Origin of the sequence: Hahella sp. KA22, assembly GCF_004135205.1 — a bacterium.
GTDB lineage: Bacteria > Pseudomonadota > Gammaproteobacteria > Pseudomonadales > Oleiphilaceae > Hahella.
Window position 1 is genome coordinate 4399491 of sequence record NZ_CP035490.1, and the last position, 25987, is coordinate 4425477.

24 protein-coding genes are annotated in these 25987 nt (G+C 53.3%); 11 read left to right on the forward strand and 13 right to left on the reverse strand.

Annotated elements, in window-relative coordinates:
- Window positions 1-14: 14 nt before the first annotated feature.
- Window positions 15-1136 (reverse strand): AraC family transcriptional regulator, encoded by a 1122-nt coding sequence (locus tag EUZ85_RS19540; RefSeq protein WP_127971084.1) that lies wholly within the window; start codon window positions 1134-1136, stop codon window positions 15-17.
- Between the two features lie 233 nt (window positions 1137-1369).
- Here EUZ85_RS19540 and EUZ85_RS19545 point away from each other — a divergent pair, with 233 nt between their 5' ends.
- On the forward strand, window positions 1370-1900 hold the full coding sequence (locus EUZ85_RS19545) for a hypothetical protein (protein ID WP_127971087.1): 531 nt from the start codon (window positions 1370-1372) through the stop codon (window positions 1898-1900).
- 38 nt (window positions 1901-1938) lie between these two features.
- On the opposite strand, the gene EUZ85_RS19550 is transcribed toward EUZ85_RS19545, so the two are convergent.
- Entirely contained in the window at window positions 1939-2544 is a 606-nt protein-coding gene (locus EUZ85_RS19550) for a hypothetical protein (protein ID WP_129498752.1), read from the reverse strand.
- A 218-nt stretch (window positions 2545-2762) separates the two neighbouring features.
- On the opposite strand from EUZ85_RS19550, the gene EUZ85_RS19555 reads away from it, so the two are divergent.
- Window positions 2763-3326, forward strand: a complete 564-nt coding sequence (locus EUZ85_RS19555) for an alpha/beta hydrolase (RefSeq protein ID WP_164887298.1) — start codon at window positions 2763-2765, stop codon at window positions 3324-3326.
- A 156-nt stretch (window positions 3327-3482) separates the two neighbouring features.
- Window positions 3483-4193 carry a DNA helicase gene (locus EUZ85_RS19560; protein ID WP_127971093.1) on the forward strand — a complete coding sequence of 237 codons (711 nt, stop codon included), beginning with the start codon at window positions 3483-3485 and terminating at the stop codon, window positions 4191-4193.
- A gap of 169 nt (window positions 4194-4362) precedes the next feature.
- Here EUZ85_RS19560 and EUZ85_RS19565 read toward each other — a convergent pair whose 3' ends face one another.
- The 5 genes from EUZ85_RS19565 to EUZ85_RS19585 form a co-directional block, all read right to left on the reverse strand.
- Complete coding sequence (locus EUZ85_RS19565; RefSeq protein WP_127971094.1) at window positions 4363-4752, reverse strand: hypothetical protein; 390 nt, start codon at window positions 4750-4752, stop codon at window positions 4363-4365.
- A 36-nt stretch (window positions 4753-4788) separates the two neighbouring features.
- Window positions 4789-5151, reverse strand: coding sequence for a hypothetical protein (locus EUZ85_RS19570; RefSeq protein WP_127971096.1), 363 nt, complete (start codon window positions 5149-5151; stop codon window positions 4789-4791).
- Window positions 5152-5350: 199 nt separating this feature from the next.
- Window positions 5351-5818, reverse strand: coding sequence for a hypothetical protein (locus tag EUZ85_RS19575; protein WP_127971098.1), 468 nt, complete (start codon window positions 5816-5818; stop codon window positions 5351-5353).
- 81 nt (window positions 5819-5899) lie between these two features.
- A complete protein-coding gene (locus tag EUZ85_RS19580; RefSeq protein ID WP_127971100.1) occupies window positions 5900-6721 on the reverse strand; it encodes a helix-turn-helix domain-containing protein in 822 nt (273 codons plus the stop codon).
- Between the two features lie 45 nt (window positions 6722-6766).
- Window positions 6767-7042, reverse strand: coding sequence for a hypothetical protein (locus EUZ85_RS19585; protein ID WP_127971102.1), 276 nt, complete (start codon window positions 7040-7042; stop codon window positions 6767-6769).
- 188 nt (window positions 7043-7230) lie between these two features.
- On the opposite strand from EUZ85_RS19585, the gene rimJ reads away from it, so the two are divergent.
- The 4 genes from rimJ to EUZ85_RS19605 all read left to right on the forward strand — a co-directional run bounded on the left by rimJ (window position 7231) and on the right by EUZ85_RS19605 (window position 10961).
- Window positions 7231-7800 (forward strand): ribosomal protein S5-alanine N-acetyltransferase, encoded by a 570-nt coding sequence (gene rimJ / locus EUZ85_RS19590; RefSeq protein ID WP_127971104.1) that lies wholly within the window; start codon window positions 7231-7233, stop codon window positions 7798-7800.
- A 157-nt stretch (window positions 7801-7957) separates the two neighbouring features.
- Window positions 7958-9112: a hypothetical protein gene (locus tag EUZ85_RS19595; protein WP_127971106.1), complete on the forward strand. Its 1155-nt coding sequence runs from the start codon at window positions 7958-7960 to the stop codon at window positions 9110-9112.
- Window positions 9112-9864: a hypothetical protein gene (locus EUZ85_RS19600; protein ID WP_127971108.1), complete on the forward strand. Its 753-nt coding sequence runs from the start codon at window positions 9112-9114 to the stop codon at window positions 9862-9864. The genes EUZ85_RS19595 and EUZ85_RS19600 overlap by 1 nt, the downstream gene beginning before the upstream one ends.
- A 53-nt stretch (window positions 9865-9917) precedes the next feature.
- The gene (locus EUZ85_RS19605) at window positions 9918-10961 is read left to right on the forward strand and encodes a methyltransferase domain-containing protein (RefSeq protein WP_127971110.1); all 1044 of its coding nucleotides are present in this window, start codon (window positions 9918-9920) and stop codon (window positions 10959-10961) included.
- A 50-nt stretch (window positions 10962-11011) separates the two neighbouring features.
- Here EUZ85_RS19605 and EUZ85_RS19610 read toward each other — a convergent pair whose 3' ends face one another.
- Window positions 11012-12382: a tetratricopeptide repeat protein gene (locus tag EUZ85_RS19610; protein WP_127971112.1), complete on the reverse strand. Its 1371-nt coding sequence runs from the start codon at window positions 12380-12382 to the stop codon at window positions 11012-11014.
- Between the two features lie 334 nt (window positions 12383-12716).
- Between EUZ85_RS19610 and EUZ85_RS19615 the strand changes: the two genes are divergently transcribed.
- Window positions 12717-13340 (forward strand): glutathione S-transferase family protein, encoded by a 624-nt coding sequence (locus EUZ85_RS19615; protein ID WP_127971113.1) that lies wholly within the window; start codon window positions 12717-12719, stop codon window positions 13338-13340.
- Between the two features lie 61 nt (window positions 13341-13401).
- Here EUZ85_RS19615 and EUZ85_RS32060 read toward each other — a convergent pair whose 3' ends face one another.
- Window positions 13402-16824: a carbohydrate-binding domain-containing protein gene (locus EUZ85_RS32060; protein ID WP_127971115.1), complete on the reverse strand. Its 3423-nt coding sequence runs from the start codon at window positions 16822-16824 to the stop codon at window positions 13402-13404.
- A 157-nt stretch (window positions 16825-16981) separates the two neighbouring features.
- Window positions 16982-17533: a DUF962 domain-containing protein gene (locus tag EUZ85_RS19625; protein ID WP_127971117.1), complete on the reverse strand. Its 552-nt coding sequence runs from the start codon at window positions 17531-17533 to the stop codon at window positions 16982-16984.
- A 168-nt stretch (window positions 17534-17701) separates the two neighbouring features.
- Between EUZ85_RS19625 and EUZ85_RS19630 the strand changes: the two genes are divergently transcribed.
- Window positions 17702-18082, forward strand: coding sequence for a hypothetical protein (locus tag EUZ85_RS19630; RefSeq protein WP_127971119.1), 381 nt, complete (start codon window positions 17702-17704; stop codon window positions 18080-18082).
- 30 nt (window positions 18083-18112) lie between these two features.
- Here EUZ85_RS19630 and EUZ85_RS19635 read toward each other — a convergent pair whose 3' ends face one another.
- The 3 genes from EUZ85_RS19635 to EUZ85_RS19645 all read right to left on the reverse strand — a co-directional run bounded on the left by EUZ85_RS19635 (window position 18113) and on the right by EUZ85_RS19645 (window position 23029).
- Window positions 18113-20458, reverse strand: a complete 2346-nt coding sequence (locus EUZ85_RS19635; protein ID WP_127971121.1) for a S8 family serine peptidase — start codon at window positions 20456-20458, stop codon at window positions 18113-18115.
- Window positions 20459-20736: 278 nt separating this feature from the next.
- A complete protein-coding gene (locus tag EUZ85_RS19640) occupies window positions 20737-21951 on the reverse strand; it encodes an EAL and HDOD domain-containing protein (protein WP_127971123.1) in 1215 nt (404 codons plus the stop codon).
- 130 nt (window positions 21952-22081) lie between these two features.
- Window positions 22082-23029 carry a hypothetical protein gene (locus tag EUZ85_RS19645; protein WP_127971125.1) on the reverse strand — a complete coding sequence of 316 codons (948 nt, stop codon included), beginning with the start codon at window positions 23027-23029 and terminating at the stop codon, window positions 22082-22084.
- A gap of 332 nt (window positions 23030-23361) precedes the next feature.
- On the opposite strand from EUZ85_RS19645, the gene EUZ85_RS19650 reads away from it, so the two are divergent.
- Window positions 23362-24414: a glycosyltransferase family 4 protein gene (locus EUZ85_RS19650; protein ID WP_127971127.1), complete on the forward strand. Its 1053-nt coding sequence runs from the start codon at window positions 23362-23364 to the stop codon at window positions 24412-24414.
- A gap of 44 nt (window positions 24415-24458) precedes the next feature.
- Window positions 24459-25418: a diguanylate cyclase gene (locus EUZ85_RS19655; RefSeq protein WP_127971129.1), complete on the forward strand. Its 960-nt coding sequence runs from the start codon at window positions 24459-24461 to the stop codon at window positions 25416-25418.
- Window positions 25419-25987: the final 569 nt, after the last annotated feature.

A 25987-nucleotide genomic window follows, 5' to 3' on the forward strand; every position in this document is an offset into this window, starting at 1 on the left:
TAAAAAGCGCGTGTCTATTCTCCAGATGAAACGGAACGGCGATAGTCGCTCGGCGTCATGCCAGCGACCCGCTGAAACTCGCGGTTGAAGTTCGATTTGGTTTGGAAACCCGCTTCAAACAAGAGGCTGGTGACAGGAAGGTCCGTCTCCTGCAACAGCCGCTTGGCTTCATCGATACGGAATTCATTAACAATTTGGGATACGTTACGGCCATACACCCGGTTGATCGCGGCGGATATCCGCCGGGATGGAATCCCCATGCGTCGCGCCAATCGGTTAAGGTTCAGGTCTGGATCGCGATATAGCTGTTGCTGACGCATGATCTGATCCAGGCTCTGGATGACCTCATGATCATCAGCGCTGGGCTCTGTACTCGTCTCAGAGGACTCCGCCGCCTCAGCGGCTTGTGTCGCTTGAGCGCATTCAGCAACCTTGTCCACGTCTTTTGCTGACGCTACGGAAGCACTCCCGCTCTCGGCTATCGAACTGACCGCCGCGCCTTCACCCTCAGGAATACTCCTGCCGAAAGTCACGACGCCATAAACGATCACCGGCAACAGCAGCAACTGGACGATGGCGACAATCGCCGCCGCGTGGGCGCCCTGGTAAACATCAAAATCCCCGGCGATCAGCACATCGCTCACCGCGGAGATAATCAGCGTACACCCTGCTATTTTTGTAGCTTTAAGCGCTTGTAGCGCCTCGCTGAAACGGATGACCGGCAACGCATCCGGTCCACGGGACGCCATGCGAATCAAGGCCCCGCCATAAACGAAATAAAGCCCCGCCAACAGCAGATCTATGGGCGGAAACCAATACGCCCAGGTGAAAGAAAGCACCGTGACCACACCGACTGGAGCCAGATGCAGCCAGTGTTTCATGCGAGCGGACGCCCCCGCTCCGGTAAAACAATACCAAGCTATTGCGGGCAGCATGGAGGCCATGACAGGTTGGAGAAAGCGAATAAAGCGGACATCAAAGGTCCAACGCAGCCCCCCCATGATCACCATTAGCGTACAAGCCGCCGTAAAGATTATCGCTGGACGCAAGGACGGCTCGTTCTGACGAATAAGCTGAAACAGCAGAATCCCCAGCAATAACGCAATGACAAAAGGAAGAGGAACAGCGGGCATCATGGCGCAGTGAGTCCAGTATCAAGGAAACGAAAAAATGAGGCGCATAGGCCCCAACAACCAAGGCCTATGCTAGGGGGAGAGACAGAATTTCACAACAGTCAGAAGTCCCCCTTCTCCGGGAGCGCGGGCGGCCCGCCCGCAGAACCGCCCGCAACAGTCTCCCCAACGTATGAGTAGCATTAACCCCACTCCCCCCTATAATGCCAATAACATCACATACCCTCGGAAACACTATGCTCGTAAAAGAACTCAACGCCCTAAAAGAAAACCAAGAGTTGGTTTCGATAGAAAGAAATTGCCACGATGAAGAGCTAACCGGCTTCATCCATACCGCAACAGAAGAAGTTATCATCATGAGTTTGTTTTCAAACGATGGCGACTATGAAGGCATCGCCGTTTTTGAAACAGACCAGATCAACGAAGTTTACTGGGGCAACAGAGAACACAAAGCGATCGCCAGCCTGATCGACACATCCCAAGAGATTAACTTTCCCAAAGTTAAAGGAAAGATATTTCCAGATATTCTTATCGAGCTAAACAGCGCCTACGAAAGCCTATGCCTGTATCAACATCACTCAGAAGCCCGATTCGATGTGGGCCAAATTATTGACCATGACGACGACTGGCTAAAAGTGCATGCGCTTGGCAACAAAAAGTCACTATCGCCGCTATATAAACTGATTCAAAAAGACGATATTTCAAGAGTAGATATCGACTCGCCATATCAGAAAAAGATTGTGAGTCTGCACAAGACTGCGCTGTGATACCAAAGCTGAGAAGAGGTCCAGCTTAGGCGCCTCTTTCAACCGTGAATAATCCACTGTCCTTCAGGAATATCAAAGCATTGCTCACCCCAGGCTAAGAGATGCTCAAAATCAGAGAACGCCTGCTCATAATACTTGCTCCCCTTCTCGTCATAGAAGAAAGCGTGAACTTTGACTCCGGGAATTTTCACCGCTTTCAAAACATGGGGGGGGTTCAAGGGCAAGCTTGGGTAGTCAACATTGGTTTGTCGTAGCATCCGCTCGAAATCGAAGTAACGCTGATCCCGCGTCAAAGTTGCTTCTCCGAGCAACTGTATTTCCAGTTTTCGATGTGCGGCCAAACACTCAAAAAACACAGGGACCTGATATTCGCAGTTTACTGCCTGCTCTTTAATGATAGTCGTCCAAGAGAACGGATAATCCTCTGGTAGCGAATACTTCTCCATCAAATAACGCCTGAAATCGCCAGCAAAGTCGTACCAGCCAAACTCTCCGTTGGCCATGCTGAACCCCATCAAAATACCGTTCAGAGTGTCTATATCATTGGCGAGCATCTGATATCGATGGCGGATCAGGTCCAGAAGTTCAAGCGCTGTTTTAGCTTCGTGAAACGCGATTAGTTTAACCGGTTTATCATAGGACATAAGCGCCATGGCTCCTCGCTATAGGAGCCGCCAATTATACCAATATAACCCGCCGCTTTTTTGCTTTAGGAGACTATTCTTTAAACCTCCCCTTCCCCGAATTTATTCCTTATAGTGACGCCCTGTATCAAAATCGTTACATTCGATCCGCTAAGGTTGCTTCAACGTAGACGATTAATTCAATGCAGCAGATTGAAACAAATAAAAAGGGTGAAAATATGCAGTTTGATAAGGTGAGCTGGCTTTTCCTGGCGGGGATAGGAAATTCTGGCGAGCAGCACTGGCAAAGGATGTGGGCGAATAAACTGCCTAATTCTATCTGGCTGGAGCATTCAGAATGGGAAGCGCCTCAGCGCGACCTGTGGGTTCAGGAACTGAACGAGGCGGTCGCTCAGCTCACCCAGCCCACTGTAGTGGTATCGCATAGTCTGGGTTGTTTGTTGCTGCTTGAATGGGCCAGTATGCATCGTTGTGAGCATTTGGTGGGCGGCTTTCTTGTTGCAGTTCCCGACCCCATGAGCGCCGCCTTTCCTGCTGAGGCGAAAGGTTTTCGTAGGGGTTTTGAGCATAACGCCGCTTTACCTTTAACCCTCATCGCCAGCCAGGACGATCCTTATGGCTCCATTGACTATGCGCAGCGCTGCGCCCAGCAATGGGGAGCCAGCATCACCAATATTGGTCCCAAGGGACACATTAACGCCAGCTCCAACCTGGGAGACTGGCGTGAGGGATTTGAGCTGCTGACAGGGTTTGTGGACGGCATTGAATATATTGAATATTAAGCGCGGTCTGTTAACATTTAAGCGCGCTCGACTCGCGCTTCCCCCCTTCACCGGGAAAGCACTTATGTGCAGGGTTGTTCATCGTCACCTTTAACCTTTAATTGGGTTTGGAACAGAAGAAGGGAATGTTTAGAAACCCGCGATTAAAGGTTCAATATGAAACTTACCGCTCCCGTACATGTTCTTAAAGGCAAAGCTAAAGCCCTGAAACGCTCTCAAGCCATCTCTATGACCGAAGCGTTGGACCAGATAGCCAGAGCTGAGGGCTTTAGCTCCTGGAGCCTCTTGCAATCCAAGGTGAAAGCCTTCGCTCCCAAAACAACAGAAGAACTTTTAGATTATCTGTATCCCGGCGACTTGTTATTGATTGGCGCCAGGCCGGGCCTGGGTAAAACAACGATGGCCCTGCAGCTTTTATTACAGGCAATCAAACAGGGACGACAATGCTTCTTTTTTTCTTTGGAATATTCAAAAAAAGCGCTCATTGAAAAACTCACCGCGCTTGACCAGCAATTCGAGCTGAACCAGCCTCTGTTAGCGCTGGATATATCTGACGAGATATCTGCGGACTATATAATAAATCAGACAAAAGAAAGGGTTACCGAAGGGTCGTTAATCGCCGTAGATTACCTGCAACTGCTTGACCAAAACCGCAACAAGCCCCCTCTTCAGCAGCAGATCGAAGATCTGAAAAGCTACGCCAGAGCCCAAAAGTGCATCCTGGTTTTCATCTCGCAAATAGACAGACGCTTTGATGAAGGTGAGCGGGCGATACCGACGATCAAAGATGTCAGGCTGCCCAACCCGTTGGATATGGGGCTATTCAATAAATCCGTGTTTGTGAAAAACGGTCAGATATATATCTAACTGACGCATGTAAGACGGCAAGTCGCTCGAATGCGGGCGGCTTGTTTTGATTCAATGCCCCGTCCTGAGCGCTACGTTATTTACATGCCAATATCATTGCCATGTAAATAACTCCTCGACCGTCACTTGAAAGCCTAAGCTTCAAGGTCCCAATCGCTATTTTTAGATCCTAAACAGAAATCCTCTTAAAATACGCCTCGCCTTTCCCTTCCACCTGCTTGATTGCAAAGCCGGTGCGCTCCAAATGGGCGCGTAATTTCAGGTTGGGGTTGGCGCAGTGGATGGCGTGTATGACGCATTCTATGTGTTCAGCGTTCTTAATTTGCGCCGCTTTTTTCGCAATGCGGGTAATGGCGGGCAAAACGCCCTCGCCTCCGCCGTCGATTTGCGCCAGTTCGACAGTCCGGATTTTATCTGTGTATGAGAACTGCCCCAGTACAGATGCGGAGCCGATGTTAACCACCAGGGGCTTATCGGTAAGGACCAGGGCGTCAAACTCCGCTTCTGTCCAGCTGAGGATTTCCGCCAGTGAAACGCCTTCTATCTGAATATCAGCCATTCGCCCTGCCTCCGCTCAATTAACTCACAGATTAAACTACGCTACCGACTTGGCCTGCTGGTCAAGCCATTGCTTACGGCGCATGAAACGTGTCGCCTGCGCCTCTCTGAAGCGTTGTAGCTCACGCTTTTTCCTGAATAACACTTTCGCCAGTAAGCAGTACGAAAGTGCAACGGCGGCTGTCACGCCATAACGGGTCAAGTCCGTGACAGTGATCATCCAGACTGAAGCCAGCAACATCATGGAAAGCGTCACTAGAAGCGCGCCAATTCTTTCTCCAAAATACTGCTCGCCCCATTCTTTTTGAGTTTGAAACTCATCTTTGCGGGTGAAACGCCTTTCTGCGTTTCTCGAATCGATCTGGCCTGCCGCCAGATCGCTGTATGCGCTATCGCTCATTTACTACCTCGATAATCCGTGCGCGTAATGGAGAGGCGATTATATGTCATATTCGCGACAACAGCCCAAGAATATGCAGCCCTTCTGCCGCTCCGTTTCAGTCCGTTTAAGCAAGTCTTTGGTCAGATTAATAAACTTTTTACGCAGAGGGCCAAATATGGAGTGTTCGTATTCGCCAGTGCGCGCATAAATAGCCAAGTTACAGATAATCAAAGTATCGCGTCCACCAGGTTATTGGCGAAATCTCCCCAGCATTGACGCCATCGTAGGGGCAGTCCAGTTCACTCACCGGTATGTAGACATATCCCTGAGCTTCAAGATAGGCGATACAACTTTGCAACTGTCGCTGCTCGACGTTGTCGCATGCACTTTCGTTGAGAAGCGTAAATAACCTGCCGTAGTTGGAAAAGCGCAAGGCAAAATGATAAATCACGGCCTGGGGCGCCCCGCTGGCGGCGTACGACGTTTCAAGCTGATAGATATCCGCAAAAAATGAAGCGTCCTGGGCGTTTGCGTCTAACTCAAGCTCCGCAGACATGATGTTTTCCAACGCCCCCTTATGTTTCTCAATCTCCCTGACGGAGGACTCCCAATTAAAGTCAGGAGGATACTCCCAACTGCCCCTGACGTCGGCGGATAAAAGCAGCGTATGAATTCTGCTATTCATTTTTTTTAGCCCTGCAGAACGTTCAACTGAGACAGGTCGAACAACAATTTTTCCACTTGCAGTGCCTCGCAAAAGCCTGACTTACTCAAAGTCGCCATAGGCGTCTATCGTTAAATTCCTGGCTTGCCGGTACGCGTGAGGCGTATCGCCAATCAGTTTCTTGAAGTATCGAATCAGATGGGGCTGATCAGTAAAGCCAAAGATGGCCGCCACATCCGCCCAGCTCATGAATTCGGTACTGTGCTGATATAGATACAACAGTAGCTCATCCAGTCGCACCATGATCTGATATTGTTTTGGCGTCAGTCCGGTCACCCGCACAAAGGCGCGCTGCACCGCCCGCAAAGAACGATACAGCCCTGTCTCAAGTTCAGACGCTTTCGTGGTTGCAAGCAGCGCCAGAGTATCTCGCGCAAGCCGGCTATGCCGATCTTCCCGGATGCAGTCCGAATGCGCCTTGAACCATGCATCCAAGTTCCGGCCTACGGTTACAGCGTTGTCGGCGGCGTTTTTGAGAACATCCTCTCTCAGCAGATCAGGCATTTCAGCCAGAAAACCCGGCGGAGAGATGACGTCATCAATAGCGGCGAAACCATTGGCGATTGAATAGAGCGCGCCCGGCTTGAATTTAACCCCCAGGATGGCGAAAGGCTCCGCCTGATGTAAAGTCATACTGCTGGTATTGGGAAGCTTCAAGTGCGTCCCTTTTCCGGAAAGCTCCCGCTCGCAAAGCCCGTACGTATACGGCTGCTCCGGCGGGGCAATAATTAAATGGGCTTCTGGACAAGGATTCAGTTTGGGGCTGTCATGAGCGATATCGTCCGGGTCTTTGCGGAGAAACCAATAACACTCGATGTAGCGGGATACGAACGCATCCTCTGGCTGGTGTTTCCAAGTTATCATCGTTTTTCAACAGCGCACTTTAAAGGCTTTTGAAAACTCGCCGCGCTACACCCCACTGTAAAACCAGCGATAAGCCATAACAAAAAACAACAGCGTTGCGGCGATACTCGCCCTGAAAATCTTATCGCCGTTCTCTTTCCCCTGAATCTTCAACTGCCCCGCGTAAATCACCAGACCACCAAGGAAAGCCTGAAAGAGAGACATAAAATAGATGGATTCATCGCTAAGACCGGCATTTTCACCGCTGAAGATTTTGATCAACAGGAGCGCCACGGCGATCACCGCCATTGCTGCGCCGGCAAACTGCGCGAGTCTGATCATGCCAGTTATCTCCCTAAGAGGAATTGAGATGTGAGGCGCTTCGCCCGCTGCGCGTTACCTGTGAATGCGCATATTGAGCGAGTGCAATTTCAGGGCGGTAATTTAACACTACACATGGGCTTTCTACAGCCGTAATTCGGTAAACTAGACAGCCTATTTATCTATCGTTTTATCTATGGAATAGAAGAATGCTCCCAGAATTACAGCTATTTCCCGGCGCAGGACTGCTGACAGAACGTCTTTCTCTACGCCTGGCCTCTCCTATTTATGCCCAGGGCGTGCTCGACTACTACACCCATAACAAAGCCCATTTGACGCCCTGGGAGCCTGCCCGGGACGACGATTTTTATACTTTTTCAGGACAATTGCGGCGGCTTACGGACATGGCTCGCGTCATGGAGCAAGGTTACGCAGTGAGCTTACTGATGTTTCCCCGACAGTCTGATGACGTTATCGGCATCTGCAACTTCTCCAACATCGTACGCGGCGCCTTCCAGGCCTGCCACCTGGGCTTCGCCATCGCAGGACAAGAACAAGGCAAAGGCTTGATGCAGGAGGCCCTGACAGCGGGGATCTACTTCATGTTTCACCACTACGGACTCCACCGCATCATGGCCAACTACCGCCCTGAAAATCACCGCAGCGGCAAATTATTAGCATCCCTGGGTTTTGAGGTGGAAGGAAAAGCCCGATCCTATCTGAAGATAAACGGCAAATGGACGGATCATGTTTTGACTTCGTTGATTAATGAGAGATAGCGCAGCACTCTATTGCTCTATGTTAATCACACTAGTTGAGAAGCTTCGCGCCTAGGGTTCTCCCCATAGGCCACATTGGTCAAGCCACATGGATTATTGGAACACCAAATTTAATCGTTAGGATGGTTCTTCTTTTCTGTCCCAATAGGAACTACGCATGCAAGAACGCAACCTTCCAGACCACCACCAGCTAATCCCTTTAGAAAACCCCGTTTCACGTTGGGGACTACGTAGAAAGCTGAGCGGCAAGGAGCTTCTTATCACCAAAGAAGCTAATAGCTTCCTTATGAATCTTAATGATTATCAGAAGACAGAAATTTATCGCGCTATAAATAAAATAGTTGCAGAAGGTGGTTATGGTCGAGGTAGTGCAGGTTTTTTACTAAAACCTATGTCCATGCGCGCCAAGCAAGAGTCGATCACAGCAGCAGGTAATTTATGCTTAATCTACAGCGTAAACTCCGAAAAGATTGTTATCAACTCAATTGAGATTGATCCTAGTATAGTAGGTAGCCAATCCGCTGCTAAAGATGAAGTAGCGAGCCTGTACAAAGTACCCAGAGTATCTGATACACGCTATCATGAACACTCTTCCGATGAGGACGTCAGAGCGCTAGAGAGAGCCTGGGGGGAACCCAGAGCCCAAGTTGAGGTTACCACAGAGCATGCTGCGGTTAATGGTATGCAGAATGACCTCAGGAAGGCAAGGTGGTTAATGGGCGTGCACCTTGATACAGCTTATTGGGATGACCATCCAAAGAGTTACACTCTTTTTCACAATCCAACGCAGGGCGTTGCGTTAGACCTTTTTGAATGCGCACTAGACAGAATCAGTTCATCAAAGCTTAGTAAACAGTTAGCGGCTGTACTAACTGATTGCCAAAGAAAGAACAGAAAAGTTAAGTGGGTTTGCCATAGTCAGGGCGGTATTATATTTGTCCGGGCAGTAGAATTGGTGAATAAAATGGGAGTTCGCCTAGATGGTCAGAAAGTTGCAATACATGCTGGAGGAAACAAGAAGAAGCGAGCTGAGAAAGCATTTAATGAAGCTGGTATTGAGATAGTTGAACTAGCCAGAGAAAGCCCTTTCGATTTCGTCCCTCATTTGGCAGGGTTAAACAACCTGACCAAATCATCAAGAAGCCGCTGTAAAAATTTCCGCAAGTTAGTTTACGAAGATGGCCACCCTGTACAAACCAGTCCTCATACGCTACCTTACTTGGGTTTTGAATGTAGTCTACGCCATCTACAGATGTGCGGCTACGATGACTACGCAGAGCAAATGATCAAAGAGCGCGATTTGCTAAGCTGATGCTGAAAAAAGTATTGAACTCAGTTACAACAGGTAAAGGCCCTGACTTTAGTCAGCTAACAGATAAATGTATTAGCATTGGAGAGTACCGTCTAAGTTATAGGCTTCCATCTAATAGAATTCAGTCCGGGCGCCCCTCTGGTCCTAAACCAGATCATATTAATCTTCATCCAGATATATTTGAATCCTATGAGCTGAAACAAGAGTACAATCGGGTGTGTTCCCGATTGGTGTTTCAATGGTGGAGCTATAAAGGGTTCTTTTTGCAAGGTGCTTTCGGCCAACTTTGCAAGTTTTCTATGCACATAGATATTAATCGCATAAGCAGCCAGTGTTCTATTTCAGAAAATGACCTAGATAGCTTGGAGGCTTATCTAAAAAAGGACTATTGGGACTATTATGAAACTCCTGGAGAAGGCAACCAGAGGGGAGTCAATTGGAGAGCTAGAGAAGAGTTCAAGGACAATATAACTACAAAAGGAGAAGTTCCTTCAAACAGACTTGTTCATTTGCCTGAAACTTATATAAAACAGCATATAAATGGGACTAATTGGCTTCACTACTCTTTAGTCGGTGAGGGAATACCTGGCCCTGACATTACTCACTATTGGGCCTACCCGCTAAATGACTGTTTCTATATCACCATATGTTTTTGGCTCACCTTTGAACAAGGTTCTAAAGACGCAAGAAGTGAACGTATGCTGCAGGATGTAAACCATATAATGTCGATGGTGGAATTAGAGAAGTCTTAGCTGTAGTTTAAACCGTAGTTGACTCAAAACTGATTATAAAAAGGTACTAACCGATGTACGAACTCGTCAAAGACTACTACGGCAAACAACTGCAAAGTTCTTCTGACCTGAAAACTTCCGCCTGTTGCGATGTCAGTAGTGTTCCCGCCTGGTTGAAGCCTTTGTTGGCGCGGATTCATCCAGAGGTGTCCGCCCGTTATTACGGGTGCGGGCTGGTGTGTCCGCCGTTGTTGGAAGGTTGCCGGGTACTGGATCTGGGCTGCGGTTCCGGGCGTGATGTGTATGCGCTGGCTCAGTTGGCGGGCCCCCATGGGCAGGTGGTCGGTGTGGATATGACGGATGAGCAGTTGCAGGTCGCCCGATCTCATCAGGCCTGGCATGCAGAACAGTTTGGATTCGATAACGTGCGCTTTTTGCAGGGTTATATTGAGAAACTGGACGAACTGGATCTTGAGCCTGAGTCCTTTGACGTCATCGTCTCCAATTGCGTGATTAATCTGTCGCCGGATAAAGCGTCCGTATTGCGCGGATTACACCGCCTGTTAAAGCCCGGCGGTGAGTTTTACTTCTCAGATGTGTACGCCGACCGACGTGTTCCAGCGGACCTTCATGACGACCCCACCCTCTATGGCGAATGCCTGGGCGGCGCGCTGTATTGGAACGACTTCCTGCGACTGGCGCATCAGACCGGCTTCGCTGATCCGCGTCTGGTGGAAGACTGGCCACTGGCGATAACCGACGCCGAATTAGCGACGCGCATCGGCGCGATTGGGTTTTACTCCGCCACCTACAGGCTGTTCAAAATAGACGAATTGGAAACCGCTTGTGAGGACTACGGGCAGGCGGTCATTTATCAGGGAACCATTCCTGATCATCCCCATCAGTTCGTGCTCGACAAACACCATGCGCTAGAAACCGGCCGCGTGTTCCCGGTCTGCGGCAATACCTGGCGTATGTTGAGCGACACGCGATTCGCCCATCACTTTCAGTTTATCGGGGACTTTAGCCGACACTACGGCATCTTTGAGGGATGCGGAACTGCTACCCCCTTTGACGACGCATCTCCCTCAGTCAGTACAGGCGCTCCCTGTTGCTAATCTCGCCGGTGCGCGTCTCACCTGACGCGCACTCGCCTTTCAGATCCCGGCTACAGGTTCTCAATCTCGTACTGCAGGCTCGCCATATAATCGCTCAAACGATAGGTTGAGCCGCTGACATTGCTGAACTGGGACGCCACGTAGCGCGCCAGAGTCTGCTTGTTCTTTTCGCCGAATTGCAGATAGATCGTATTCAGGAACGTGCTATTGGGGAATTCGCGCAGGGCTTCATTGAGAGTGGGAATAAAAGCCTTGTTTTCCCGCCCCAGACCGACCACATAACTGTTGGCGAACTTCTCCTTCTTGAGAATTTTCCAGCCGTATTCGTCCACTTCTTTCAGTGCGTCGCTCTTGCCCGCATTGGCGTACAAGAAACCCAGCAGATCGTAATACAGGGGCTCTTGAGGAAACTGCGCCGCGTAGCTTTTCAGTTGCGCGCCGTACCTGTCGAAAAGCTGGTTGGGCGTCGCCGCCTTCAACGTGGTCAATTGTGTGAAAATCTTGCGGATCAGTGTTGCGGAAACAGGCAATTGATTATCAGGCGGAGAAATTTTCAGCGCCTGCAGCCTTTGTAGCAGCTCCTCTTTCGAGAGCCGGTCGATGTCCTGACACAAACGCAGTTGCGCCGCTTGCGGCGAGTTGGCGTCCGTCACCGTCCTGCCGATTAAAGCCCTGTCGAACGCCAGATAATCTTCTTTCGGACGCTGATTCCACCAGTCTATTTCCCAGTTCGAATCCAACGCCCACAGGTCGCACAACTTATCCGCCGCTCCCGCCTCAATGTCCCGAATAAACGCCTCCCGGCGCGCCTCCTGATGGCTATCGGAGAACAGCGTATACATGCCTTTTTCTATGGCGATATGATGCTCGCTAAAGTCAGATTTGCGCCAGGCGTCGAACGCTTTATCCACGTCTCCCTGCATCAGATAGGCATGGGTGATATACGCCCAAGCGATGGGATTCAGACCCTGCGGTCTGGCCCTGACCAGTCTTTCGTAGTAACGCAGCGCACTTTGGAATTGGCTGTTGCGATGTTCATGCATGCCCCGTTCATAGAGGATCAAGGGATTGTCCGGCTCCAGGCGCTCGGCGCGAATCATATAGCTGTAGCTGACGTTCGGATCGAGCTGGTAAAGCATGTTGCCGAGAATGAAATAATCATAGACGGACTTGGCGTCGTCCGGGGTCAGGCTCTGCAGGCGATGTATCGCCTCACTGGCTTTCCCCTCGACAAAAAGCTGATGAAATTCAGCTCCGTCAGAATAGGCGATATACACCGCCCCCGCCTTCTCCGCTTCCTGCTTGAACGTATCGAAATCAACCGCCTGCAGATTCGCCACCCACAAAACGTTGATCAGAATGGAAAACAACCATGGACAGACAGAAGGTAAATGCTTGAACGCTTTTCTGGTATCTCTCATAGACAGCACCCGTCGATGAAATCGACCTTGTTGATGATCCATGCAGAGACGTTTTGCAGTGGGTCCGGAACGTCGCCTCACGCGCAGTAAAACTAACTCCAGGCTTTCCCGGCTATACCTTAATTATAGTGGAGGGAAAAAGCCTGCCGGGCTCAGATTAACAAAATTTACACCGAAAACATCCGGCGGTTATTTACCGCAATTTTTCAATCACTTAACATCGGCGTCTGACTCACTCAAGGGCGTTTTCATTCAGGCGTCGCCGTTTTATGCAGCCTGCGCCGCGCCACAAACGCCCTGTGTCAACCACACCCAGAGAACAGGACTTCATTCCATGATCAAACTGCACCACCTCAACAAATCCCGCTCCCGCCGCATTATCTGGCTACTGGAGGAAATCGGTCAGCCTTATAGCGTGATCCCCTATCAGCGGGATAAAACTACATCTCTGGCGCCACCGGAATTGACTCAGATTCATCCTCTGGGCAAATCTCCAGTGATTGAGATAGATGACATTGTGCTGCCGGAATCCGGCGCCATTACCGAGTTTCTGATTGAGCGCTACGCTGCGGAGAAACTGGCTCCGGCGCGGGACAGCAAATCATTCGCGGAGTACCTGTACTGGATTCATTTCGCGGAAAGCTCAGCGATTCTGCCGTTATTGCTGAAGCTGTTTCTGGATATGGACGGGACTGAAACCCGCTTCCTGCAGGGATACGCGCAGTCCGAAATCGGCAAGGTGATCGGACACCTGGAGCGCTCTCTGGAAGGCAAAGACTATCTGGTGGATAACCGGCTCACTGGCGCGGATATCATGATGTCTTTCATTTTGGATTTCCTGCAGCGCAGCGGCGCGATGACCAAATATCCCAATATTCAACGCTATCAGTCTGTGCTGGAAAAACACGCCAGCTATCAGGCCGCGTTGGAAATTGAGGCGAAGTACGACGCAGAGTAGTTCACGAAAGCCAGCGCACGTTACTGAAAACGTGCGCTGGCGTATCAGGACGGAAGCCTGCTTACTGCAAACGCAGCTCACAAGCGATCGGATAATGATCTGAAGGCGGATAATCCCCTTCACGATATTTCTCTAAAGCGCAGCCCACCGCACTGACGCCGGAACCGACAACATGATCAAGCTGAGGTCCGGGCTGTACATTCCAGCCGTTGAACGTGCCGCCAGTGAAGAAACTCGACAACGGGGTCTGATTCACCAGGGTATTCACCGGCCCGCTGCCGGGTGACGCGTTGAGATCGCCCAACAGCACTGTCGGCATGCTCCAGTTCTGATTCACCTCACCCAGACGATCTCTCAGGATATTGGCGGAGCCCTGCTGGGAATTACCATCCACGCCCCAGTGCGTATTGATGAACACCAGCTCACGGCCATCGGCGTTGCGGCGCATTTTCGCCCACTCCGCGCTGCGTGGCCCCCACACATCCGCCACCAGATCAATCAGGCCGCCGTCCACATAGGTGTAGAGGTCGGAGCGATAGAGAATTTGACGGTAGCTGGTGGCACCCCAATTCGCGCCCAGGGTGTTTTTGATGAAGTCATACTGTCCGCCAGTTGGCTCCTGCAGCCCCAGTAACTCCGGGTTCTGGCGCTGAATCGTACGCACGACCTCCCCCTTGCGTTGACTCCAGTTGCGTTCGCCCGGGTCGTTCGCCTGCTCCGTGCGAACGTTGAACGTCATCACGCGAACGCTGTCGCCCTGTCCGCCAACTGGACAGCCGGTGGCGTCCACCTGCGTTCCCGCAGGCGTATTGGGGCATTGATCCAGATTATCGGCGACGCCGTCATTGTCGCTGTCCGCATCGCTATGAGTGAGGATATTCAGCCAGTTCAGATTGAACTCGCCGACGCTCGCCTCCACCCGCACGCGATGCTCGCCCTGATCCACGGAGAAGGTTCCAATGGGGAGCGTGCGATAGGACTGCCAGCCTCCAGTATTGACGACCGAACCCTGTCCCACTTCCGTTCCATCCACCAGCACGCGGAAGCGACCGCCGCCCACGGCGGAGGCGACGCGGGCCGTCAGGTCATACTCGCCGGCGCCCAGAGTCACGTTGTATTCCAGCCATTCTGAGCCGGCGATCCACCCTACGTTGTGGCCGCCGTCGATATCGCCGCTGACTTCGATGTCCACGTCGTCATTCCGGTGAGCGCCGCCCTGATTGCCCGGCGTGGTGTCGTAGTAAGCGTCATAGTCTTCCGCCTGCACGATGACATTTTCAGTACGCACGACCGTACAGCCGTTCTCGTCCACCTCGTCGCCAGCGGGCGTGCCTGGGCACAGGTCCCGCTCGTCCTTGACTCCGTCGCCATCGCTGTCAATGACATCCATGGAGCGAATTTCCATCCAGTTAAGATTCAGCTCGCCGCCATACAGTTCAACCCGCATTGTGTGCTGCCCGCGTTCGACGCTGAAGCTGCCTACCTCCTGAGTCACGAACTGCTGCCAGCCGCCAGTGGCGTCGACCGTTTTTGAGCCAACCAAATCCCCGTCAATGAATACCGCGTATTTGCCGTTGCCCACCAGGGAGGCGACGCGAGCGTCGAGGCTGTATTGCCCCTGCCCCAGAGTGACGCTGTACTCCAGCCACTCGTTGGCGTCGGTCCAGCCGATGTTGTAACCGCCGTCCACGTCAGAGGTTGTCTCGATATCAACCTCGTCCTCACGATAAGCGCCGCCGTTGTTGCCCGGGGTGGTGTCGTAGAAGGCGCTGTAGTCTTCCGCCTGCACTTTCACCTTGTCGGTGACGATGATCTGACAACCTACCTCATCCACTTCAGCGCCCGCCGGCGTGTTGGGACACTGATCAATGCTGTCCTCCACACCATCGCCGTCCGCGTCCTGCTCCAAGGGGCAACCGTCGGCGCCGACTGGCGTACCCGCCGGCGTGCCGGGACACATGTCCTCATTGTCGTTGACGCCATCGTTATCGCTGTCCACCACTACGGGACCGCCTCCGCCTGTCCAGAGAATATCGTCAATGGCGAAAGCGAAGTCCGCTCCCGGCAATTGACCGTCTTTGCTCAGAATAGCGAAAGGATATTGGATAGAGCGCAGGTCAATCAGCGGGCCGCGCAGCTCTGACACAGGGATGCTGACTTCGCCCCACTCACCGTTACGGGTCAGGCCGTATTTGTCTTCAAAAGCGGGGAAATCCAGCCAGTTCTGGTTGGTATGGGTGTCTGTCACGCCGATGCGGAAAGAAACGTCGGCGGGAATCTTGATGCGGAATTTCAGCTCGCCTTCGTCAAACTTGCTCAGATTGACCGGCTGCCGCGCCTGAATGCCGCCGCCAAACCAGGTGTTGGCCTTGGCTTTCCAGGAGATGACTTTTTCGCCTTCATAAGGCGCTTCCGAGCCGCCGGAAGTGGTTTGGTCCCACACATAGATATCGGAAGAAGAGCCAGCTTCGAGTTTGTTGGTGGTGGCGCTTTCATCGGTAAATACGCCGAAGGTTCCGGTTTCCGGACCAGGACGGCCGAGCTTGACTTCGCCTTGCCCATCCAGCTCATACACGCGGATGTAGTCCACCAGCATTTTGCCCGGCAGCGGCGCGGAAACCTGGCCATTGTCGTGAGCGTCAGTGAAGTTGCCGCCCACCGCCAGATTCAACAGGAAGTAGAACGGCGCCTGGAATTCTTCCGCCTCTCCGCCAATGGGAATCGGGTTGTCGTACAAGTCGTGCTCTTGACCATTATCCACGATAGCGAAGCGGATCTGAGACTCCGTCCAGTAGAGACGATAAGTAACGAAGCGATTACTCAACGGGGTCGGCGCCACATAGGCGTTGTCAGTGTTCCAGGCGGTGCTGGCGGCGCAGGAGGGATTTTCCGGCACACAGGCTGAGTCCGCATAGAAAATCAGGTTGGAGCCGACGTAGTTATTGATAGGGGCGCCGTCGTGGCCGGCGTTCTTGCGTCCCGCCGCGCTGTGGCCCATTTCCATGATATCGATTTCGCCTTTGGCCGGCCAATTAGCGGTGCTGGTCCCCAGCATCCAGGCCGCTGGCCACAGGCCAACGCCGACTTCCGGCGCCTGCATGCGGATTTCGATCATGCCGTAGCGAACGGAGACGGCGTCTTTGGTGGTGATTTTACCTGACGTAAAGGCTTTGCCGCCGACATCCTGGCGGCGGGCTTCAATCACCAGCGCATGATTGCCTGGCTCTGCAGGAATCTCTTCGATGGACAGATTGTCCTTGGCGTACCATTGCAATTCCTGGTTGCCCCAACCGCACAGGCTCGGACAGCCATCGCCCTCGTCGACATTCCAGACGGAGGGATTCAACGAGTCAAAATCTTCTTCCCACAACAACGCGCCGACATCCGCGTGCGCCATGGCCGCGGACAGCGCCGACAGCATAAACAGCCCGGCTCTGGCTGCATGACGGCGTGGCCGCTCCTTGTTGTCCTGTACAAACGCCATGATTACCCCCTTTGTAATTCTATGATTTCCGTTAATGAAAACGCTTTCATAAATTGCCTAAAAAAAAGCCCTGGGGCAATGGGCTTTTTGGGTTAATCCTTCACCAGTTACAAATCTGTGAGGGGGATATCAGTTTTTTGCTCAATGGGCGATCAGATCAAGATTCATGCAAACGCTTGCTGTCGGTATCGGTCGCGCTCATATCGCGTATCAGCGTCGGGCCAACTTTTTCTTCGATGGAGAGCAGAACTTCCCGCCGCAAACCGAAGTAGAAACAGGCTTCCGCCGCCACGAACAACGGTCCGATGATCAAACCACTCAGATCGTCCACAAACGCAGGTTTACGCCCTTCGTAGTAATGGCCGACGAACTGAAACACCCAGCCCACCACAAACAGCCCGATGCCCGTGCTCAACCACACCATCTGAGATTGCACCGCCAGCGCAGCGGCGCCCCACAATGTCAGGGCATACAAAACCGCCATCAACAACGCAAAGGCAAAATCCAACACCAGATAAAAAATCAACGAGGCGATCACCACGATCATCGCCGGCGTCGTCGCTAACCCAAACAGCTCGAAGCTCGTCCGCGACAGCAGCGTAGCGATGGACAGCACTATCATGGGAATGCCGATAAAATGGGTGGCGATATTGCGGCGGTCACGGTGATAAGCCGCATACTGGGTCAAATGCTCGGACAGTGTTTTCATCCCGTTTCTCCCGTTATCAGACGCCAACGATGATACCCAGGCGTCCATGGTTTATTTTTATGGGTTTAACGAGGAGTATAGGTGAATGACAAACCCTACACTGTCGTGTAGATGACACGCCCCAACCGCGTCAGCGTTTTCTCTTATCAGGAAATATTGAGTACAAAAATGCGACCTTTATTGATTGTCTGCTTAACTGCGCTTGCCGCCACGCCAACATACGCAGCATCGCCCGCACAGGATTTGAGGAACGAAGCTGAGGCGTTTTGCGAAATCCATAATCCCAAGTATTGGCCTGACGTTGACTCAATGAGTCTCGAAGAGTATCGAACCAAGTTGGGCGATAAAATTTCCGAAGTAGTCAAATCAAAGGAATTCAGAGCCGCTTTGGCGCAGAGCGTCGATATGGGCCATGAAGCATTTAAAAAGAACTATCAGGGCAACATGTATGTATTCAGCCGCGATCAGGTCAGACGCGTCCTGAGCGATTCCTCCTGGGATTGCGAATACATGAAGTTTCATTACGGAGAGCCCGAAGCCGCCGATTAAGGCGGCTTGGCGATCACTGCGAACGCGCTATCAGTCAGGCGCGATATAGAGCTTGATGGCGCCATGGCGCAGCAGCGCTTTGTCGTCCAGCCCTATGCGCGCCACCTGGATTTTCCAGGCGCCGGCGGCGTTTTCGTCATGGAAATCCGTGATGAAATGATCCGCCAGTTGCAGGTCGTAGTCATTGAAGCTGCCGTTTTTGTCATGCAACACATACGCCGTGCCCGCCGGGGACAACAGAGTGACCTTATAGCCGCCCAGCCAGGCGCCGCTGATGGCGAGATCCACGGAAACGCCTTTGACTTTCCCTACAGCATGTTGCGGCAGCAACACTTCTGTCGTTTCGCCTTTGGGCAAGGTGACGTCGCCGATCTCCACTATACGCTCCGTCAGTTCCGCCGCAGCCTGCGGCTGACCTCGCAATCGCATTTCCCAATGATTCAGCACGCCTTCCTGAAACGGCGACGCATCGATCACTTGCAGAAACCACAGCCCTTGCGAGGGAATATTGCGCATCTGCGGCAGCCGATAGGAGCGCACCAGATCATCTTCCGTCAGGCCGCCCCGCTCCCGCAAACGGAAGCTCCGCCCGTCCGGCGACAACAGGTTGACCAGCAAGTCGCCGCGCCAGGGATGAGAGATATCCAGACTCACCGACGCGTCCCAAAGGTTCAGATTCTCAGACACCAGCATCGGGCTCCATAGCCCACGGGAATTATGATCGGGAATCGGCGTCGCTGCGCCATTGGCGTAATCAAAGTCCCGCGTTCCTTGCGGCAACACATTGACAGTGATGCGCTTGGCGCTTTTGAAGGGCTGGCTCGCCTTGTCGCTTTCCACGCCTTTAAGCTCCACGAAATAACGTCCCACCGGCGTCTCCGCGCCGACGCTAAAAGTCATATCGCCGCTTTCATTCGCTTGCAAGGCCCGGGGAAGCTGTACGTAAACGCCCGCCTGGGGCTGCGAAACGGACAGATCCGCCATACCGCTCCAGTCGAACAAAGGCTGCAAACGCGCGGTCAACGAACGCATCTCGCCCTGGGGAATATCCACCACGTCCGTTTCCGGGGCGATGCGAAAGCCCGGTCGATCATCCGCCGCCAGCAGGGCTTTTTCCAGATTCAGACGACGCCCGTCGGGAATCTTGCCTTGCAACGCCGCCACTTGGTCGGCGCCATCCAGCAACGCCTGTTTCAGCGCTTGTGCGTCCAGATCAGGGTTATGCGCCGCCATCAGCCCCAGGGTTCCAGTGATCATCGGCGCCGCCATGGAGGTGCCGCTGAGGGAGCCGTAGGCGTGATTGGGCAAGGTGGAATAGATATCCGAGCCCGGCGCTGCGATATGCACTTTCTCCAGCCCGTAATTGGAAAAGCCGGACAACTCCCCTTCCCGATCCGTGCTGGCCACCGAGACAATGGCGGGATTATCGTAATTGGAGGGAAAGTGCCCATAGTGATCATTGTTGCGACCGTCATTGCCGGCGGAGAACACCATCAGCACGCCTGCGGCTTCTACACGTTGGATCGCCTCTTCCATCGCCTGCCCCGGCGCGCCGCCGCCCCAACTGTTATTGATCGCCGCCAGCGCTTCGCCGCGACGCTTGAGATCCACCATGTAGTCCATGCAGGCGATGGCGTCGGAGGTATAACCAAAGCCATCTTCGTCGATAAAGGCGCAGGTGACCAACGCGCCGCGCCAGTTGACGCCGACGCCGCCCAGGCCATTATCGCCCACCGCCGCCATGATGCCGGCGACATGGGTGCCGTGTTTGTTGGCGTCCATCGGATCGCCGGAACGGTTAACCACATTAACGCCGTAGATATCGTCCACGTAACCATTGCCATCGTCATCACGACCGTTATTGGGGATTTCGCCAGGGTTGATCCACAGGTTGACCTGCAAATCCTCATGTCGATAATCCACGCCGCTGTCGATCATGCCCAGCAGCACATGCGTGTCTCCGGTTTGCAGGTTCCAGGCGTCCAACGCGCGAATGTCGTTGTTGCGGTCATCGACGTTGAACAGGGCCCATTGCTTAGTCAACGCGGGATCGTCCGGCGTTGCGTCCATGCGCAATGGGTAATCCGGCTCGGCGTAGGCCACAGCGGGGTCCGCAGCGAAGTGCGCCACCGCCGCTTCCGGCGTCATGCCATTGAGATCGTAACGCACCAGGGCGCCATCCCGGGTGACCGGATCAGCGGCGTTGACGCCCGCCAACGGCGCAACGCGCCGGACTCCATGGGCCAAGGCGTCGCTTTTGTATTTCACCAGCACCGCTTTCACTGGCGGCGCTTCCGGTTCCGCCCAGACGACAGTGGACAAGGGCAATAAACAGGGAAACAGCGCCACCCCGGCGCTGCAAAGATATTTACGCATATTGGATCTCCGACCAATCAATTAAATCCGATATTCCTTTCAGATCCGATTGCAGACGGCGCTATGCGTCCATAGACATTCACAGCGTCATCGCGTCGATATTGTTAAATACCTTCTCATCAGTGTTTTCAGGCTTGGCGGGCGGATTATTTTTAAAGGAGTGAACGCCCAGAACCGGGCAGTCTATCTGAGGGAGCAAACACTGTCTTGGGTAGAAAAGCTGGTGGCGCAAGAGGAAATCTGTATGATCCCGCCGCTATTGGCGGCGTCAGCAACGCCTATGTCTTCAGACTGGAACGCTCGTCCGCCCATACAATACTGTCGCGGTACAGCTTACTGATGGCGGGGCCGCTCAAGCCCAGCTCTTCCAGCTGCGCCCAGGGAATATTCTGCATATCGCAGCGTTCATACAGGCGCACGGTAATCAACGCCAGGCCGGCTTTACCCTCGCCTTTGAGCAACGCGTCGATCACCATGGCGGAAAGCGGCAGTTTGCTGAGAATTTCCTCGATCGTGCGATCAAAGAACGCATCCAGCGTGGAAAACAGGCCAATAGTGAAATAGGTGTCGCGCTTATCTGGCTCAATGATCGCCGCAATCTGTTCACACATGCGGGCGCGAATCAGCGCAATGACAATCAGCGCTTTCGGCTTGTCTTCGATGCCGGACAGCGCCAGCAACATCACCCAGGCCCGCAGTTGCTCCAATCCAAGCAACACCGCCGCCTTGTGAATGGAGTCAATCGGTTGCGGACGCCGGAACGAAATGGAGTTGATCAGTTGCAGCAGCTTGACGCTCAGGGGCGGATCGCTGGCGATGGTTTTCACGATCTGATCGAACGAGGCGTCTGGATTCTGCACCATGGCGATCAAACGCAGCACCGCCAGCTTGCTCTGGGGCATTTTGCGGCCGGTGACGATCTCCGGCTTGCTGAAGAAATACCCCTGAAACAGGTCACAGCCGTTATTGAGGCAGAACTCGAAGTCGTCGTGGGTTTCAATTTTTTCCGCCAGCAAACGCACTTTCTTACGTTTACGGATCTTGTCCACCAAGCCTTTCAACGCCCCCTTCTCAATCGCCGGAAACTCCAGTTTTACGATAGAGGCGTACTCCAGCAACACTTCCTGCCTGCTATTCAGATCGTAGTCGTCCAGGGCGATGGTGTAACCGCGTTTGGCCAGGCGCGCCACGGCTTCACAGATTTCCTTGGTGGGTTCAACCGACTCCAGAATCTCGATCACCAGCAGGTCTTTCGGAAACGGCGGCGGCTCCATCAACAACTGTTCAGTGAAGTTGACGAACGCCAGATGGCCAGAGGTGACCTCCTGGATGCTTTTCTCGGTAAACGCATTCAGCAGCACCACAGAAGTGGCTTTATCGCCATCCAGAATCGGACCTGCAGCGGGGTCATTGGAACGAAACAGCAACTCATACCCCACTATTTCCAGCGATGCGTCGACAATAGGTTGGCGGGCGAGCAGTATCTGTTCCATGAGTGGTCGCGATTTATCCTCGGGAGGGGTATGTTTGGAATGTAGAAGTGGACGCAGGTTACGTCAAGGCGGGGGTCCGATCAGTTTTGTCTATCAAAACCTGTGCTTAAAACCCGCCCCGACGCCATCATCATTGCAGATTCGCGCTTTGCAAATCCAGGTATCGCACTGGCTCGCCAGACGCCATATAGATCAGGATTTCGCGCATGCGTTCAGGGTTCAATCGCCTACCGTCCACTGAGCGTAGCTGGTCCAGAGAAAAGCAGTGTCGCGACCAGGCGGCGTCGATATCCCGCTCAAATGTGGCGCTGCTCATGTAGTTGACCGAATCCCCATCGCCAATACGCACAACCAGTCGTCCTTCGCCGGTTTCAGTATGGGTTCTTACGGTCAGACAGAGTTGCGAATATCCGCGCCAGGAACGATCCGGATTGACGAATTCAAACCCAAACCAGCGCCCGGCTCCCGACCGCGCGCGGATAAACGACTGTTTAGCGCTTTCCTCTTCCCCATTTCCTCCAGGCGCCTCCTGCAGCAGCAAAATCTTCGGCGTTCCCAACCCGCGCCAGGAGGCCTGCAGCGTCAACCGCGACTCCATCTCCAATAGTTCAGGAAACGTCAGGCTCTGCCGCAGCAGCCACCAGAGTCCGGCGCCCCGCCAGCAGACCGCGCCAAGCATCAGGCCGATCGCCAGGATGCGCAGGGACAAGCCGCGCCCTGAACGCTCGCTATAGCCCAGCCCGCCCCACAGCCATCCCGCCATCAGGCCCGCCACGCCCATCACCGCGTCCTCCAGGCTGCGGCTTCTCCCCACCAAAGGCTGCACCAGCTCCATCAAGACCAGCAAGGCGGTCAACGCCAGGATGCGCGCAAGCGGACGTCTCGCCAGCCGTGGGGCCAGCATGGGCGTAATCAGATAAAGAATGAACCCGGCCGGAAGATGCGCGAGATCCATTAGCTCTCCCATATAGCGCGGCCAGGGCCAGGACTTCACCGGCCAAAACGCGCCAGCCCCCAGGGCAGCTATGACCAGCAATGCGCCGGTGGTCGACCAGAAGCGGGTCTGCTTTTCCGTCATGCTTTCGTTTCCTGATGAGTTTTAACTACTCGTGTTTTATCTACATGTGTTTTACATACATGTGTTTTACCTATGACAGCAGGTTTTATGCCCAAGTCGCATGCCCCGTCAGAACTGCGATCATCCGTCCTTAACTAGTTCTCATTGGCGGATTGCAATGCAAATCGAGAGTGGCATTGCCGAAACGCCATCTATTCGATGCAGCGCCTCAAGCCGCAAGTTTGCGTCAGTCCTCTAAAACCCTTGTAAAAACAGAGCCCAAACTCAGCACAGAGGCTTCTGGCTTGAATCTTGAGTGAGTCTGTATAACTACGTATCAGAAGGTGACGCTAATGCAACCGTTACGTCTCAGTCCGGAAAGCTCAATGACGCCTAAAACTGTCCTGCTAGCCCTGGACAGCCGTGGCTACGGCGGCATAGAAACGCATATCTCGCACCTCGCCCCCGGCTTACAGGCCCATGGCGTCAATGTGATTTTAGCGTTGCTGGCGGACTACGGCGCGCATCCACTGGAACAGCAACTCGCCGCGAGTGGCGTTCCGACGGTGAAACTAAAACGGGGCTTGCGGGAGCTGATTCACCTGCTGAATTCGACGTCCGCCGATGTTCTGCATACCCACGGCTACAAGGCGGGCGTCATGGGTCGTCTGGCCGGCGCCGCAACCGGTGCGCCATGCGTCTCGACGTTCCACAACGGCGATCGCGGCGCTGGCAAGCTCTGGTTTTATACGTTGATTGATAAGCTAAGCGCTGGCCTCTCCACCAACATTTGCGTCAGTCGCGACATTCAGCAACGACTGCGTCCCTGGGCCAGCGATCTGGTCAACAATTTTATCGACGCGCCGGTGCTGGACCTGCCCTGGGAGAACCAGCAAAAACGAGTCCTGTTTGTAGGCAGACTGGAGAAGGAGAAAGGGCCTTCCCTCTTTCTCGATATCGCCGCCCGCCTTCCCGAGACGGAATTCCATATGTACGGCTCTGGTTCGCTGGAACCCACGCTCCGAGCACGGGCGCCAGACAACCTGACGCTACATGGTAGCGAGCCGGACCAACAGAAAATCTGGCGTAACGCCGATGAGCTGTTGATCACGTCCAATACGGAAGGCCTGCCTTATGCAGCTCTGGAAGCCATGTCCCGCGGCATTGCGGTTTTTTCCACCGCCGTCGGCGACCTGCCCCAGCTGATAGATCATGGTGAGAACGGGTTTATTTGCGCCGGCGCCGCGGACGCCTTCGCTAACGCTATTGAAAGGTGGCGAACACAAACGCTTTATGAGCGCCGTCGCCTGCGTATCGCCGCAGCCAATCGCGTCGCGAGCCAGTACAGCGCCGCGGCCTGCATTCCTAAACTGCTTTCCATTTACGAAAAGGCCTGCGCTGTTTAGAGCACCACGATTATGAATACAACCACTCCGCTGAGGGCGTTTATATGAAGTCGCCAACCGTGCCGAAGAAAGAGTTCGAGAGCTCAGGTCAACAATCCGGGATGCAAGTGCTGCTGGTCGACGATGACTTTTTCTTCCGCGAGTACATTTCCCTGCTGCTGGAAGAAGCTGGCCATAAAGTGCTGAAAGCCGCCAGCGCCGAGGAGGGATTGCACATCCTGAAAACCCATCCCTGCTCAATCATCCTCACCGACTGGATGATGCCCGCATTCTCAGGTCTGGATTTTTGCATGCAGGTGCGACGCTGGGAGCAAGGCTACCATTACATCATCCTGTTGACCGGTAAGGAAACCTCTGCGGAAGTAGTGGAAGGACTCAGCGCCGGCGCCGACGACTTCATCAAAAAATCCGCCTCCCCCAGCGAAATGATGGCGCGGGTCAAATGCGGCGCGCGCATCATCCAACAACATCGCAAGCTGGAAGAGCAGAAAGAGAGAATCGCCCAGTTGGCGGAGCGCGACCCGTTAACCAACGTCTATAACCGGCACTTTCTGTACACCAGGCTGCCCGGGGAAATTAAACGCTCCAAACGCTATCACATCGAGCTATCGGTAATCATGACCGACATCGACTACTTCAAACGCATCAACGACGGCCACGGCCATTTGATCGGCGACCGCGCCCTCAAGTTCTTCGCCCGCACCCTGTCTGAAAACCTGCGCCAAAACGTCGATTGGGTGTGCCGCTACGGCGGTGAAGAATTCGTTATTGTGTTGCCCAACACAGAACTGGAAAAAGGCGTCCGCACCGCAGAAAAATTGCGCAGCATTCTGGAGCACTCCGTGATGACCACCGAAAACGGCGAACTCAACTTCACCGCCAGCTTCGGCGTCGCCGCCCTCAGCTCCCTGAAAGACGTCTACGAAATGGAATCCCTGCTACAACTGGCGGACGAACGCCTCTATGAGAGTAAAAACAAAGGGCGTAACTGTGTTTCTTTTTGAGTTTAAAGTTGTCAGGAAATGATAGTGGATGATAAGGCTTTTTAGAGGAAGGTTGGGCCGATTAACCCTGGGGAAACAGCATGCGTCTTTATGACGGAATAAACATGCGACCTGTTTTGAGATTAGCGCGCCGAGGCTTAGTCAAACGAACGGGATAAATCTTCCAGCAACTCACTGCCTATCAATCTGGCAGTCGAATCACCATCGTCCATCTGAAAGAGGAAAGAGGAAAGAGGAAAGATTCAGGGTAAACCATACCCCGTTCGCCCTGAGCCTGTCGAAGGGCTTCCCAGAGCGTTAACTCAAAAAGATCCCTATCAATAGAATTGTATTACTACCGAATTAGCAAGGTGACGATACCCAGGCCCTTCGACAGGCTCAGGGCGAACGGAACTTGGTTATTGTATTCCCAATCCACCAACTTTGTTCAGGTACAAAAACCGATCAAAAATTAGCTCTTGAAACTCACTTCCATCGGTTCGCATTCTGTAGATAGTCATACGCTTCGCCAGATGACTTGTTAGCCCGAATATTTAATGTCGCCACTCCAACCTGCGACATCAAATTTA

Bases quoted from the DNA above. Each gene is read 5' to 3' on its own strand.
- EUZ85_RS19635 (WP_127971121.1), bottom strand. From the start codon at position 20,458: ATGCGTAAATATCTTTGCAGCGCCGGGGTGGCGCTGTTTCCCTGTTTA.
- EUZ85_RS19545 (WP_127971087.1), top strand. From the start codon at position 1,370: ATGCTCGTAAAAGAACTCAACGCCCTAAAAGAAAACCAAGAGTTGGTT.
- EUZ85_RS19560 (WP_127971093.1), top strand. From the start codon at position 3,483: ATGAAACTTACCGCTCCCGTACATGTTCTTAAAGGCAAAGCTAAAGCC.
- EUZ85_RS19600 (WP_127971108.1), top strand. From the start codon at position 9,112: ATGCTGAAAAAAGTATTGAACTCAGTTACAACAGGTAAAGGCCCTGAC.
- EUZ85_RS19570 (WP_127971096.1), bottom strand. From the start codon at position 5,151: ATGAGCGATAGCGCATACAGCGATCTGGCGGCAGGCCAGATCGATTCG.
- EUZ85_RS19640 (WP_127971123.1), bottom strand. From the start codon at position 21,951: ATGGAACAGATACTGCTCGCCCGCCAACCTATTGTCGACGCATCGCTG.
- EUZ85_RS19630 (WP_127971119.1), top strand. From the start codon at position 17,702: ATGCGACCTTTATTGATTGTCTGCTTAACTGCGCTTGCCGCCACGCCA.
- EUZ85_RS19655 (WP_127971129.1), top strand. From the start codon at position 24,459: ATGAAGTCGCCAACCGTGCCGAAGAAAGAGTTCGAGAGCTCAGGTCAA.
- EUZ85_RS19550 (WP_129498752.1), bottom strand. From the start codon at position 2,544: ATGTCCTATGATAAACCGGTTAAACTAATCGCGTTTCACGAAGCTAAA.
- EUZ85_RS19645 (WP_127971125.1), bottom strand. From the start codon at position 23,029: ATGACGGAAAAGCAGACCCGCTTCTGGTCGACCACCGGCGCATTGCTG.
- EUZ85_RS19585 (WP_127971102.1), bottom strand. From the start codon at position 7,042: ATGATCAGACTCGCGCAGTTTGCCGGCGCAGCAATGGCGGTGATCGCC.
- EUZ85_RS19555 (WP_164887298.1), top strand. From the start codon at position 2,763: ATGCAGTTTGATAAGGTGAGCTGGCTTTTCCTGGCGGGGATAGGAAAT.
- EUZ85_RS19650 (WP_127971127.1), top strand. From the start codon at position 23,362: ATGCAACCGTTACGTCTCAGTCCGGAAAGCTCAATGACGCCTAAAACT.
- EUZ85_RS19575 (WP_127971098.1), bottom strand. From the start codon at position 5,818: ATGAATAGCAGAATTCATACGCTGCTTTTATCCGCCGACGTCAGGGGC.
- EUZ85_RS19565 (WP_127971094.1), bottom strand. From the start codon at position 4,752: ATGGCTGATATTCAGATAGAAGGCGTTTCACTGGCGGAAATCCTCAGC.
- EUZ85_RS19540 (WP_127971084.1), bottom strand. From the start codon at position 1,136: ATGATGCCCGCTGTTCCTCTTCCTTTTGTCATTGCGTTATTGCTGGGG.
- EUZ85_RS32060 (WP_127971115.1), bottom strand. From the start codon at position 16,824: ATGGCGTTTGTACAGGACAACAAGGAGCGGCCACGCCGTCATGCAGCC.
- EUZ85_RS19595 (WP_127971106.1), top strand. From the start codon at position 7,958: ATGCAAGAACGCAACCTTCCAGACCACCACCAGCTAATCCCTTTAGAA.
- EUZ85_RS19605 (WP_127971110.1), top strand. From the start codon at position 9,918: ATGTACGAACTCGTCAAAGACTACTACGGCAAACAACTGCAAAGTTCT.
- EUZ85_RS19615 (WP_127971113.1), top strand. From the start codon at position 12,717: ATGATCAAACTGCACCACCTCAACAAATCCCGCTCCCGCCGCATTATC.
- EUZ85_RS19580 (WP_127971100.1), bottom strand. From the start codon at position 6,721: ATGATAACTTGGAAACACCAGCCAGAGGATGCGTTCGTATCCCGCTAC.
- EUZ85_RS19625 (WP_127971117.1), bottom strand. From the start codon at position 17,533: ATGAAAACACTGTCCGAGCATTTGACCCAGTATGCGGCTTATCACCGT.
- EUZ85_RS19610 (WP_127971112.1), bottom strand. From the start codon at position 12,382: ATGAGAGATACCAGAAAAGCGTTCAAGCATTTACCTTCTGTCTGTCCA.
- rimJ (WP_127971104.1), top strand. From the start codon at position 7,231: ATGCTCCCAGAATTACAGCTATTTCCCGGCGCAGGACTGCTGACAGAA.